Below are 12,307 nucleotides of genomic sequence, written 5' to 3'. Positions count from 1 at the left end.
GGAATGGGGATGGACAGGGCTGGCGCAGAGCGGCTTGTAGGGGCGAATTCATTCGCCTTTGCGAGGCGTTTTGGCGAATGAATTCGCCCCTACATATGGGTGTAAATCAGGCGATCTCGAACAGCCCGGCAGCACCCATGCCGCCGCCGATGCACATGGCCACCACCACGTAGCGCACGCCGCGGCGACGGCCTTCCAGCAGGGCGTGGCCGACCATGCGCGCGCCGGACATGCCGAACGGGTGGCCGATGGCGATGGCGCCGCCGTTGACGTTGAGGCGCTCGTCGGGGATGCCCAGCACGTCGCGGCAGTGGATCACCTGGCAGGCGAAGGCCTCGTTGATTTCCCACAGGCCGATGTCGGCCACGGTGAGGCCGAAGCGGTTGAGCAGCTTTGGCACCGCGAACACCGGGCCGATGCCCATCTCCTCCGGCGCGCAGCCGGCCACGGCGATGCCGCGGTACACGCCGAGCGGCGCCAGGCCGCGGCGGGTGGCCTCGGCGCGGCTCATCAGCAGGGTCGCCGCGGCGCCGTCGGAGAACTGCGAGGCGTTGCCGGCGGTGATGAACTCGCCCTGCTGCACCCACTTGCCGTCCTTCCACACCGGCTTCAGCGCGGCCAGATCCTCCAGCCTGGTCGACGGGCGGTTGCACTCGTCGCGGTCGGCGAGCACCTCCTCGTGCCCGGTCGGGTTGCCCTCCTTGTCGAAGCACAGCTTGCGCGCGGCGAGCGGCACGATCTCGTCGGCGAACAGCCCGGCGGCTTGCGCCGCGGCGGTGCGCTGCTGGCTCTGCAGGGAATACTCGTCCTGGGCGGCGCGCGAGATGCCGTAGCGGCGCGAGACGATCTCGGCGGTCTCCAGCATCGGGATGTAGGCCGCCGGCACCACTTCCTGCACCGCCAGCGACTGCGCGCGGTAGCTGTTCTTGTGCTTGGTCTGGGTCAGCGACAGCGACTCGACGCCGCCGGCCACCGCCACGCTCAGCTCGCCGGTCATGATGCCCTTGGCGGCGACGCCGATGGTCATCAGGCCGGAGGCGCACATGCGGTCCAGCGCCATGCCCGGCACCGTGTCCGGCAGGCCGCCGGTGTAGGCGCACAGGCGGCCGATGTTGTAGGCCTGGGTGCCCTGCTGCACCGCCGCGCCCATGATCACGTCCTCCACCGCGCCCGGCTCGATGCCGGCGCGCTCGACCACCGCGCGCACCACGTGGCCGCCGAGCACCGGCGCCTCGGTATCGTTGAAGGAGCCGCGGAAGGACTTGGTCAGCGCGGTGCGCGCGGTGGACACGATCACCGCATCGTTCGGATTGGCTTGCATGGGAATCTCTCGCTCAGTTGAAGGTGTAGCGGCTGATGGTGTCGACCACGCAGCCCGGGCGCTCGCCGCCCTCGATCTCGACGCTGACCCGCACGGTGGCCTGCACCGCCGCGCCGACCTGCTCGACGCGCACCACCTCGCCGCGCCCGCGGATGCGCGCGCCGACCTTGACCGGCGCCGGGAAGCGCACGCGGTCGCAGCCGTAGTTGACGCCCATGCGCAGGTTGTCGACCTGGATCAGCTGCGGCAGGAACAGGTTGACCAGCGACAGGGTCAGGTAGCCGTGGGCGATGCAGCCGCCGAACGGGCCGCTGGCGGCGCGCACCGGATCGACGTGGATCCACTGGTGGTCGCCGGTGGCCTCGGCGAACAGGTTGACCCGCGCCTGGTCGATCTCGATCCAGTCGGTGGCACCCAGATCCTGGCCCTCGGCGGCGAGCAGCTGTTCGGCGCTGGAATAGATGGTGGTCATGGCGCGCACCTCAGGCCTGCTGGGAGCTGACCGACAGCACTTCGCCGGTCATGTAGGAGGCGTAGTCGCTGGCCAGGAAGACCATCACGTTGGCCACTTCCCAGACCTCGGCGGCGCGGCCGAAGGCCTCGCGGCTGGCCAGCTGGGCGAGCAGCTCCTCGCTGGAGGCCTTCTTGAGGAAGTCGTGCAGGGCGATGGACGGCGACACCGCGTTGATGCGCACGCCGAACTCGGCGGCTTCCAGTGCGCTGCAGCGGGTCAGCGCCATCACCCCGGCCTTGGCCGCGGCGTAGTGGGCCTGCTCCTTCTGCGCGCGCCAGCCGAGCACCGAGGCGTTGTTGACGATCACCCCGCGGCCGCGGCCCTGCATGTGCGGCAGCATGGCGCGGGTCATGCGGAAGGTGCCGGTCAGGGTGATGTCGAGCACCCGCGACCACTCCTCGTCGCTCATCTCGGTGACGCGCTTCTGGCCGCCGAGCCCGGCGTTGTTGATCAGCACGTCGACGCCGCCCAGGCAGTCCTCGGCGGCGGCGATCAGCGCCTGCACTTCTTCTTCCACGGCGACGTTGCACAGCTGGCCGTAGACGGCTTCGAGGCCGGTCTCGGCCTTGAGGCGCTCGACCGCCTCTTCCAGGCGGCGCGGGTGGATGTCGGAGATCATCAGCGCCCGGCAGCCCTCCTCCGCGCAGCGCTTGGCGGCGGCGAAACCGATGCCGGCGCCGGCGGCGGCGGTGATCAGGACGGACTTGCCGGCCAGCAGCTGGTGGCCGGGCACGTAGGGGGGAGCTTGTCGCATGGCAGAAACCTCGTTGGTAAAGGGTCTGCCACAGGTATACGGGGCGCTCGGGGGGGCTACATCGTCAAAACGGACGGGGCAGAGGGGCGCGCGCCGTCAAAGCTGCCAAGAGGCGCACCCTCCTCCGCTAGCCGGATGGCGTAACCTGCCCGCCTCGCCACCGGGCCATCCCCGGCGGCACATCGTCAGGGGACAAGGAATGCCCACACCGCCCAGGATCGTCCTGATCAACCCGCCCCACACCGCCATCGGCAGCCGTATCCCCGACGAGCACCTGCCACCACTCGGCCTGCTTAGCGTGGGTGGCCCCTTGCTGGATGCCGGGTTCGCGGTGTCGCTGCTGGATGCCGACCGCGAGAACCTGCCGCTGCCGGCGATCACCGGGCAGGTGCGCCAGCTGCGGCCGACGGTGGCGATGCTCGGCCATTCCGGGTCGAGTTCGGCGCACGCCACCGTGGTCGAGCTGTGCCGGCTGCTCAAGCAGGCGCTGCCGGAGCTGACCATCGTCTACGGCGGGGTACACCCCACCTATCACTGGCAGGAAATCCTCCGCGACTGCCCGGCCATCGACTTCATCGTGCGCGGCGAGGGCGAGCAGACCGCCCTGTCCCTGCTCGAAGCGCTGCGCGACGGCGATCCGCTGGACGGCGTGAAGGGCATCGCCTTCCGCCACCAGGGCCAGGTGCTGGGCACGCCGCCGGCGCCGCCGTTGCGCGACCTGGACGCCTACCGGGTCGGCTGGGAGCTGATCGACCATGCCCGCTACTCCTACTGGGGCGGCAAGCGCGCCGTGGTGGTGCAATTCTCGCGCGGCTGCCCCTACCCGTGCAGCTACTGCGGGCAGCGCGGCTTCTGGACGCGCTGGCGGCACCGCGACCCGGTGGCCTTCGCCCGCGAACTGGCGCGCCTGCACCGCGAGCACGGGGTGGAGCTGATCAACTTCGCCGACGAACTGCCCACCGGCTCGCGCAAGGCCTGGCGGACCTTCCTCGAGGCGCTGATCGCCGAAGACGTGCCGCTGCTGCTGGTCGGCTCGACCCGCGCCGGCGACATCGTGCGCGACGCCGACATCCTCCATCTGTACCGCCGGGCCGGCGTGATCCGCTTCCTGCTCGGCATCGAGAGCTACGACGAGGCCACGCTGGCGAACATCAACAAGCGGGCGGACGTCAGCGAGGACCGCCAGGCCATCCGCCTGCTGCGCCAGCACGGCATCGTGTCCATGGCCACCTACGTGCTCGGTTTCGAGGAGGAAGGCGACCGCGATTACTGGCGGTCGTTCCGCCATCTGCTGCGCTACGATCCCGACCAGATCCAGCTGATCTACGCCACGCCGCATCGCTGGACACCCTTCTATGCCACGGTGGAGGAGCGCCAGGTGATCGAAACGGACACCCGGCGCTGGGACTACAAGCATCAGGTGCTGGCGGTGCGGCGCGTCCCGGCCTGGCGGGTGTTCCTGTGGTTCAAGCTGATCGAGCTGGCCATGCAGGCCCGCCCCAGAGCGCTGGGGCGCATCCTCCTGCACCGCGACGGCGACTTCCGCCACGCCATGCGCTGGTACAGCCAGATCGGCCGGCGGGTCTGGTTCCACGAGGTGGCGGAATTCCTGCGCCGCATCCCCGGGCTCAGGCCGGGGCCGACCCTGCGCGAGTTCCTCGGCCCTTCGCTGGCGGACGCGGAGTACGCTCACGACCGCAGCCAGCGGATCGCCACGGACAGGAAACATGCCGAGACGCTTGCGGAATGAAGTCTCGCCGGCAGCGTCTGCCGTGGCGCACCGAACCGTCTCGAGCACTGCCGGGTCTCGACCTCAGCGATACCAGCGCGGCGTATACACCCATTCGCCGCCATCCGCGCGCGGGAAGCTGCGGGTGGTCGACGAGCCGACGATCACCAGGGTGCGCATGTCGACCAGCTCCGGGGTCAGCTCACCGAGGGTCAGGCTGGTCAGCTTCGCGCCGGGACGGCCGATGTCGCGGCCGAGCAGCACCCGGGTCTCGGCGGCGCGATGGCCTCTGACGATGTCCAGGGCGCGACCGAGCTGCCAGGGCCGCGCGCGGGAGATCGGGTTGTAGAAGGCCATCACCAGATCGGCGGCGCCGGCGTGCTCCAGGCGCTGCTCGATCACGGCCCAGGGCTTGAGGTTGTCCGACAGCGACAGCAGGCAGAAGTCGTGGCCCAGCGGCGCGCCGGCCAGCGCGGCGGTGGCCAGGGCGGCGGAGACGCCGGGGAGGATTTCCAGCTCGACCGCATGCCAGAGCGGGTCAATGCTCTGCTCCAGCGCCTCCAGCACCGCCGCGGCCATGGCGAACACCCCCGGATCGCCGGAGGACACCACCACCGCACGGCGCCCGCTGGCGGCCAGCTCGAAGGCATGGCGGGCGCGCTGCAGCTCCTCGCGGTTGTCGCTGCAGTGGCGCACCTGCTCCGCGCGCAGCGGCCCGGCCATGTTCACGTAGGTCTCGTAGCCGAGGATGTCCTCGGCCTCGTCCAGCGCCCGGCGCACCGCCGGCACCATCAGCTCGGCGGCGCCGGGGCCGAGGCCGACCACGCTGAGCCGCCCACGGGCGCGGCCGAGTCGCTCGACCGCCACCGGCTGCGCGGCGCGGCCGATGCACAGGCCGTCGCCGCCCAGCACTTGCTCCAGCGGCAGCAGGCGCTGCAGCCAGTCGGCCGGCGTCTCGCCGGCGCCGCGCGCGGCGAAGCGCAGCGGCACGCCGAGATCGCGCGCCGCCGCGCCCAGCGCGCCGTCGCTCATCCGCTCCAGCGGCGCCAGCAGCCCGGCCAGTGCCGCCTCGGCCAGCCCGTGGGCGGCCAGCGTGGCGCGCACCTTGTCGGCCAGATCGGCCTCGCCGGCGTCGACCGCCAGCACCAGCGCGCGCGGGTGGATCAGCAGCTCGTCGCTCGCCGCTGTGCGCACGCAGCTCACCCGGATGCGCCGCCCGGCGTCCTCGCCCAGCGGCAGGCGTGCCGCGGCCAGCCAGGGCGCCTCGCCTTCCACGCGCACCGTCTCGCCGCCGAGCAGGTCGGCGACGAAACGCTTGCCCTCCTCCACGTCGGCCAGTGCGTAGCCCTCCGGCGGGTTGAGCAGGCAGGTACCGAAGCGCAGCTCGCCTGCGGTGGTGATCGCCGCCTCGATGCCGAAGATCGCCGCGATCTCCCGGGCGATATGGTTGACCCCGGCCAGCCCGCCGAGCAGCGGCACCACCGCGCTGGCGTCCTCGGCCACCGCCAGCACCGGCGGTTCCTGCTCCTTGTCGGCCAGCACCGGCGCCAGGCTGCGGATCACGATGCCGGCGGCGCACAGCGCGACGATCGGCGTGCCGCTCTGGTACAGCGCGCGCAGGGTGGCGCCGAAGTCGGCGTAGGCGATGTCCGCCTCGACCCGGCCCTGCAGGGCGTAGACCGGCGCCTGCGGGTAGCGGCGCTGGATGCGCCGCGCGGTGGGCAGGCTGGTGGCGCCGAGGATCACGATTGCGGGAGTCTTGTGCATCAGCCTTGCCACCTCGGGCCGGGAACCAGGATCAGGGAGAAGTACGGCGAGGCCATCGGGTCGACCTCGGTCAGCGGCAGGCTGCGCTGCTCGGCCATGGTCGCCCGCTCGATGTACAGGGCGCGCTCGGCCAGATTAAGGCGCTCCAGCACCCGGCGCACCTTGTCGAAGTTGCGCCCGAGCTTCATCACCACCGCCGCCTCGGCGCCGGACAGCCGCTCGGTCAGCTCTTCCTCGGACAGCACGCCGGACAGCACCAAAAGGCTCTGGTTGCGATACACCAGCGGCGCGCCGAGCGCGGCGGCGGCGCCGAGCATCGAGCAGACGCCGGGCACCACCTCGGTGGCGTAGCGCTCGGCCAGGCGGTCGTGCAGGTACATGTAGGAGCCGTAGAACAGCGCGTCGCCCTCGCAGATCACCGCCACGTCGCGGCCGGCGTCGAGGTGCGCAGCGACCTGCGCGGCGGCGGTGTCGTAGAAGTCGGCGATCACGTCCTCGTAGGACAAGGGCGGCGCCAGCTTCTCGGTGGTCACCGGGTAGACCAGCGGCAGGCGCAGCTGGTCGTCGCGCAGGTACTCCTCGATCACCCCGAAGGCGTTGCCGCCCTGCCCCTTGCTGGCCTTGGCCTTGGCGACGAAATAGGCCACCACCGGCGCCTCCCGCAGCAGGCGCAGCGCCTTGACGGTGATCAGCTCGGCATCGCCCGGCCCGACGCTCAGGCCCAGCAGTCGTCCCTTGCCCATCACTCCACCTCCGTGGCCAGCGCGTTGACCGCCGCGGCGGCCATGGCGCTGCCACCGCGCCGGCCGCGGACGATCACGTAGGGCACGCCGTGGCTGCCTTCGGCGAGCAGGTCCTTGGACTCGGCGGCGCCTACGAAGCCGACCGGGAAGCCGAGGATCAGCGCCGGCTTGGGCGCGCCGGCGGCGAGCATTTCCAGCAGGTAGAACAGCGCGGTCGGCGCGTTGCCGATCACCACCACGCTGCCTTCCAGATGGTCGCGCCAGTGCTCCAGGGCCACCGCCGAGCGGGTGTTGCCCAGCTCGCGGGCCAGCGCCGGCACTTCGGGATCGTTGAGGGTGCAGATCACCCGGTTGTCGGCCGGCAGGCGCGCGCGGGTGATGCCCTCGGCGACCATCCGCGCATCGCAGAGGATCGGCGCGCCGGCGGCCAGCGCGGCGCGCCCGGCGCTACCGGCACCCGGCGAGAAGCGCAGGTTCTGCACCACGTCGACCATGCCGCAGGCGTGGATCACGCGCACCGCGAGCTTTTCCAGATCGGCGGGGATCGCCGCGAGATCGGCCTCGGCGCGGATGATGGCGAAGGAGTTGCGATAGATTTCCTGACCATCGCGGATGTAGTCGATCATGGGGACTCCGGGGATGAGGGATGGGCGGCCAGCCGCGCGGCGGCCTGCTCGATGTTCAGATGTTCGGCCAGCACCGGGCCGTGGCCGCCCGCCAGCAACTGGTAGCGCGCCGGGGCCGTGGCCAGCAGGGTGAAGGCGGCGCCATGGGCGGCGGCGCAGCGCCGCGGGCAGCCGCTCAGGTGGATGTCCGCCGCGCCGGCCGCGGGCGGCAGCAAGGCGGCCAGGCGCCGGGCGTCGGCCTTGGTGTCGGCCATGGCGCGGGCGCAGCCAGGCGAGCCGCTGCAGGCGATCAGCCGGGCCAGCGGCGCGGCCGGGTCGACCAGCAGGCCGAGGTCCGCCAGGGCGCGCTGCGCTTCGGCGCCGCGCGCGGCGGGCACGTCGGGGAGCAGCACGCCCTGCCAGGGCGTCAGGTGCAGGCAGGGCGTGCCCAGTCGCTCGATCAGCGCCGCCAGCGCCTGCAACTGGCGGGCGTCGAGGCGGCCCAGCACGGTCTGCGCGCCGACCTGGCAGAGCCCGGCCTGGCGCTGCGCCTGCACGCCGAAGCGCCGCTGCGGTTCGGCCGGCGCGCGGCGCCAGGAGAGCAGCGCGGCGTCGCGGCGCAGCTCCAGCACCGGATGGCGTGCGCGCAGCGCAGCGAGGACGGCCGGCGCCGGCAGGCTCTGCAGCAGGTGGCGCATGCGCGTCTGCTCGGCGCCGGCGCGGTCGAGGAACAGCTCCAGCAGCGCGAACACCAGCGCGCCGGCCTGCGCCGCCGGAATCGAGGCCAGCGCGGGGTCGTCCCCGGCACGCTGCGGCGGGCAGCCGGCCAGGCCGAAGGCGTAGCGCGGCCCGTCCTCGCCCGGCAGGGCCGACAGCCACAGGTCGTGGGGGTGGTCGAGCATCGCCAGCGCCTCGCCGCCATCGAGCTGCACGGCGAACTTGGGCGACAGCGCGTGCCAGCGCGGTTCTCGCTCCAGCCGGGCGAGCAGCGCGGCGGCCAGCGGGCGGGTATCGAGCAGGGTGTGGGGATCGTGGCCGGCGGCGGGGCTGAGCATCAGGTTGCGCACGTCGTCGCCGGCGGCGCTGGCGGCGCCCAGGCCGGCGGCCAGCAGGCGCTCGATCAGCGCGTCCTCGCACCCGGCGCGCACGCCGCGGATCTGCAGGTTGGCGCGGTTGGTGGCTTCCAGCACGCCGCCGGCACACGCCTCGGCGGCAACGGCGATGGCCCGCGCCTGGCGGGCGCTGAGCCGCCCACCGGGCAGCTTGATGCGGCAGATGCCGCCGTCGCGGGCGGCGACGATGCGCAGCAGGCCCGGACAGGCGGAAGGGCGCGGCGCAGCCGCGCGAAGAGGATGCTTCACGAAAGGTCACCGGATTGTCCGTCGCGGCGACCCCTGCGATCCCGCCCGCAGGCGAAACCCCGCGCCGGCCCGCAGGCCGGCGCGCTTGCAGCATCGGTACACCCCGCCCGACGTTGGCACTCGCGACTCCTCTCGCCGGCAGGTCTCCTGGCTGGCAGGTCGTCGCCCGGCGTCGCCTTCCCGGTTGCCCAGTGGCCTGTGACGCGGACTCGCTGCTGACAGTTGCGGGGGCAGCCACGGTCGGAGCGATGCTCTTCCGTGTTCCCTCTTCGGCCCTGAACGGGCACCGACGAACGCGCTATTATGCCCGGCTTTCGCCGCCATTGCCCTCACAGACCACCGTAGAGGCGAATTCATTCGCCAGGGCGCGGCATTCCGGCGGAGACATCCGCCCATCACACAAGGAACCCCGATGACGCCCTGGCTGACCGTAGTGGGCATCGGCGAAGACGGCTTCGCCGGCCTCGGCAAGAGCGCCCGCCGCGCCCTGCTCGGCTCCGCGCACATCGTCGGCGCCGAACGCCAGCTGGCCCTGCTGCCGCGCTGCGTGGGTGCCACGCGCGCGTGCTGGCCCAGTCCGTTCGACCTCGCCGCCGTGCTGGCCCGGCGCGGCACGCCGACCTGCGTGCTGGCCAGCGGCGACCCGATGTTCTACGGCGTCGGCGCCAGCCTGGCGCGCGCGCTGCCGGCCGGGGAGCTGCGCGTGCTGCCGGCGCCCTCCTCGGTGTCCCTGGCCGCCGCGCGCCTGGGCTGGGCGCTGCAGGACTGCGCGGTGGTCTCGCTGGTCGCCCGCCCGCTGGCCGCGCTGAACCGCCACCTGCAGCCCGGCGCGCGCCTGCTGGTGCTCAGCGAAGGCGCCGCCACCCCGGCGCAGGTCGCCGAACTGCTGCGCGAGCGCGGCTTCGGCCCCAGCCGCCTCAGCCTGCTGGAGCACCTCGGCGGCCCGCACGAACGGCGCCTCGACGGCCTCGCCGCCGACTGGAGCCTGCCGCCCGGCGCCGCCCTCAACCTGCTGGCCATCGACTGCCGGGCGGAAGCCGGCGCGCAGCCGCTGCCGTCCACCGTCGGCCTGCCCGACGAGGCCTACCGCCACGACGGCCAGCTGACCAAGCGCGACGTGCGCGCCGTCACCCTCGCCCGCCTCGCCCCGCTGCCCGGCGAGCTGCTGTGGGACGTCGGCGCCGGCTGCGGCTCCATCGGCATCGAGTGGCTGCGCGCCCATCCGCAGTGCCGCGCCCTCGCCGTCGAGGCCGACGCGGGCCGCCAGGCGCACATCCGCCACAACCGCGACGCCCTCGGCGTGCCGCACCTGCAACTGGTCGCCGGCAGCGCCCCGCAGGCGCTGGCCGGCCTGCCGGCGCCGGACGCGGTGTTCATCGGCGGCGGCGTCACCGTGCCCGGCGTGCTGGAAGACTGCTGGGAAGCCCTCAAGCCGGGCGGGCGGCTGGTCGCCAACGCCGTCACCCTGCAGAGCGAAGCGCGGCTGATCGACTGGTACGCCCGCCACGGCGGCGAGCTGCTGCGCCTGCACATCGCCCACGCCAAGCCGCTGGGCAGCTTCGACACCTGGCGCCAGGCGCTGCCAATCACCCTGCTCTGCGTGCGCAAACCCGTCGAGGCCGGCGATGCGTGAGGAAACCCCGGAACAGCCGCGCCCGCTGCGCACCGGCCTGACCACCGGCAGCTGCGCCACCTCCACCAGCCTGGCCGCCGCCCGCCTGCTGCTCGGCGGCGAAGCCTGCGATGCGGTGGAGATCGTCCTGCCCAAGGGCCAGCGGGTCAGCATGCGCCTGGAGTTCTGCCGGCTGTGCGACGGCGGCGCCGAGGCGAGCACGATCAAGGACGGCGGCGACGACCCGGACGCCACCCACGGCGCACTGATCAGCGCTCGCGTGGCGCTCGATCCGCGCCTCGGCGTGCGCTTCCACGCCGGCCCCGGCGTCGGCACCGTCACCCGCCCCGGGCTGGTGCTGGCAGTCGGCGAGCCGGCGATCAATCCGATGCCGCGACAGATGATGACCGAACACCTGAGCGCGCTGGCTGCCGAGCGCGGCTATGCCGGCGGCTTCGAGGTCACCGTCTGCGTGGCGAACGGCGCCGAAATCGCGCTGAAAACCATGAACCCGCGCCTGGGCATCCTCGGCGGCATCTCCATCCTCGGCACCACCGGCATCGTCCGCCCGTTCTCCTGCTCGGCCTACATCGCCTCCATCCACCAGGCCATCGACGTGGCCCGCGCCAACGGCCTGCAGCATCTGGCCGCCTGCACCGGCAACGCCAGCGAGGACGCCATGCGCAGCCACTACGGCCTGGAGGACAGCGCACTGATCGAGATGGGCGACTTCGCCGGCGCCGTGCTCAAGCACCTGCGCCGCGCCCCGGTAGCGCGCCTGACCCTGTGCGGTGGCTTCGGCAAGATCAGCAAGCTGGCCGCCGGCCACCTCGACCTGCATAGCCGCCGCTCCAGCATCGACCTGCCGCAGCTGGCCGATTGGGCCTCAGAACTGGATGCCGACGCGGCGCTGCAAGACGCCATGCGCGCCGCCAACACCAGCCAGCAGGCGCTCGCCCTGGCCGCTGCTGCCGGCATCGCCCTGGGCGATGCGGTGTGCCAGCGCGCGCTGGCCTTCGCCCGCTCGATAGTCCCGGCCGAGGTGCGCCTGGAAGTCTTCGCCATCGACCGCCAGGGCCGCTTCGTAGGCCGGGCGCTGGAGTCCGCATCGTGAACAAACACATCCTGCTGCTCGGCGGCATCGGCGAGGCACTGGCCATCGCCCGCCAGCTGCCGGGCGACGCCATCTACAGCCTCGCCGGCCTCGGCAAGGTGCCGACCGACCTGCCCTGCCAGGTGCGCGTCGGCGGCTACGGCGGCGCCGAGGGGCTGGCGCGCTTCATCGCGGCCGAAGGCATCGGCCTGCTGATCGACGCCACTCACCCCTACGCCGCACAGATCAGCCGCAACGCCGCCCGTGCCACTCAACTCGCCGGCATCCCCTGCTGGGCGCTGCGCCGCCCCGGCTGGCAGCCCGGCCCCGGCGACGACTGGCGCGAGGTGGCGGACTGGGCGGAGCTGACCGCCGCCCTCGCCCCCTTCCGCCGCCCGCTGTTCACCCTCGGCCGCGAACCGCTGGAGCACCTCCACGAGATTCCCGACCATCAGCACTGGACCGTGCGCTGCTTGACCGCCCAGCCGCCCACCCCGCGCGCGGAAATCCTCGGCGCCCGCGGCCCCTTCGCCCTCGACGACGAACGCGCGCTGATGGCGCGGATCGACTGCGACGTGCTGATCAGCAAGAACAGCGGCAGCCAGGCCACCGAGCACAAGCTGCAGGCCGCCCGCGAGCGGGGGATTCCAGTGCTGGTGTTGAAGAGGCCGGAGTTGCCGAAGGTGGAGTGGGAATTTGGGAGTGGGGAGGCGTTGCTGGTGGGGTTGGCGGAAGGAGGTTGGCGGTGATGTGTGGTTATCACGACAGTGTAGGGTGGAAAACGACCGTAGGTCTTTTCCACCGGGTA

Annotated in this window: 11 protein-coding genes and 1 riboswitch; of the genes, 4 read left to right on the top strand and 7 right to left on the bottom strand. The window is 72.6% G+C overall.

Annotated features, from left to right (window positions below):
* Positions 1–106: 106 nt before the first annotated feature.
* From RA210_RS13830 to RA210_RS13820, 3 genes are read right to left on the bottom strand one after another with little or no spacing between them, the layout of a single operon-like run.
* Positions 107–1,321, bottom strand: a complete 1,215-nt coding sequence (locus tag RA210_RS13830; protein WP_201486867.1) for an acetyl-CoA C-acyltransferase — start codon at positions 1,319–1,321, stop codon at positions 107–109.
* A gap of 13 nt (positions 1,322–1,334) precedes the next feature.
* Positions 1,335–1,793 (bottom strand): MaoC family dehydratase, encoded by a 459-nt coding sequence (locus RA210_RS13825; protein WP_201486866.1) that lies wholly within the window; start codon positions 1,791–1,793, stop codon positions 1,335–1,337.
* A 10-nt stretch (positions 1,794–1,803) separates the two neighbouring features.
* Positions 1,804–2,589 (bottom strand): SDR family oxidoreductase, encoded by a 786-nt coding sequence (locus tag RA210_RS13820; protein ID WP_201486865.1) that lies wholly within the window; start codon positions 2,587–2,589, stop codon positions 1,804–1,806.
* A 199-nt stretch (positions 2,590–2,788) separates the two neighbouring features.
* On the opposite strand from RA210_RS13820, the gene bchE reads away from it, so the two are divergent.
* A complete protein-coding gene (bchE, locus tag RA210_RS13815; protein WP_201486864.1) occupies positions 2,789–4,339 on the top strand; it encodes a magnesium-protoporphyrin IX monomethyl ester anaerobic oxidative cyclase in 1,551 nt (516 codons plus the stop codon).
* Between the two features lie 63 nt (positions 4,340–4,402).
* Here the strand turns inward: bchE and cobJ are convergent, their stop codons facing one another.
* From cobJ to cobG, 4 genes are read right to left on the bottom strand one after another with little or no spacing between them, the layout of a single operon-like run.
* On the bottom strand, positions 4,403–6,085 hold the full coding sequence (cobJ, locus tag RA210_RS13810; protein ID WP_201486863.1) for a precorrin-3B C(17)-methyltransferase: 1,683 nt from the start codon (positions 6,083–6,085) through the stop codon (positions 4,403–4,405).
* Positions 6,085–6,828 carry a precorrin-2 C(20)-methyltransferase gene (locus RA210_RS13805; protein ID WP_201486862.1) on the bottom strand — a complete coding sequence of 248 codons (744 nt, stop codon included), beginning with the start codon at positions 6,826–6,828 and terminating at the stop codon, positions 6,085–6,087. The genes cobJ and RA210_RS13805 overlap by 1 nt, the downstream gene beginning before the upstream one ends.
* On the bottom strand, positions 6,828–7,454 hold the full coding sequence (locus RA210_RS13800; protein WP_201486861.1) for a precorrin-8X methylmutase: 627 nt from the start codon (positions 7,452–7,454) through the stop codon (positions 6,828–6,830). The genes RA210_RS13805 and RA210_RS13800 overlap by 1 nt, the downstream gene beginning before the upstream one ends.
* The gene (gene cobG, locus RA210_RS13795; RefSeq protein ID WP_201486860.1) at positions 7,451–8,794 is read right to left on the bottom strand and encodes a precorrin-3B synthase; all 1,344 of its coding nucleotides are present in this window, start codon (positions 8,792–8,794) and stop codon (positions 7,451–7,453) included. The genes RA210_RS13800 and cobG overlap by 4 nt, the downstream gene beginning before the upstream one ends.
* Before the next feature lie 120 nt (positions 8,795–8,914).
* A riboswitch (cobalamin riboswitch) is annotated at positions 8,915–9,100 on the bottom strand.
* Between the two features lie 106 nt (positions 9,101–9,206).
* Between cobG and cbiE the strand changes: the two genes are divergently transcribed.
* From cbiE to RA210_RS13780, 3 genes are read left to right on the top strand one after another with little or no spacing between them, the layout of a single operon-like run.
* Positions 9,207–10,427 (top strand): precorrin-6y C5,15-methyltransferase (decarboxylating) subunit CbiE, encoded by a 1,221-nt coding sequence (gene cbiE, locus RA210_RS13790; protein ID WP_201486859.1) that lies wholly within the window; start codon positions 9,207–9,209, stop codon positions 10,425–10,427.
* Entirely contained in the window at positions 10,420–11,520 is a 1,101-nt protein-coding gene (locus RA210_RS13785; RefSeq protein WP_201486858.1) for a cobalt-precorrin-5B (C(1))-methyltransferase, read from the top strand. Before cbiE ends, RA210_RS13785 begins: the two co-directional genes overlap by 8 nt.
* Positions 11,517–12,248 carry a cobalt-precorrin-6A reductase gene (locus RA210_RS13780; protein WP_201486857.1) on the top strand — a complete coding sequence of 244 codons (732 nt, stop codon included), beginning with the start codon at positions 11,517–11,519 and terminating at the stop codon, positions 12,246–12,248. Before RA210_RS13785 ends, RA210_RS13780 begins: the two co-directional genes overlap by 4 nt.
* Positions 12,249–12,307 lie beyond the last annotated feature (59 nt).

Source organism: Pseudomonas sp. OF001 (assembly GCF_904426495.1).
In the GTDB taxonomy this organism is placed as follows: Bacteria; Pseudomonadota; Gammaproteobacteria; order Pseudomonadales; family Pseudomonadaceae; genus Geopseudomonas.
This window is presented reverse-complemented; position numbering and strand designations above follow the sequence as displayed.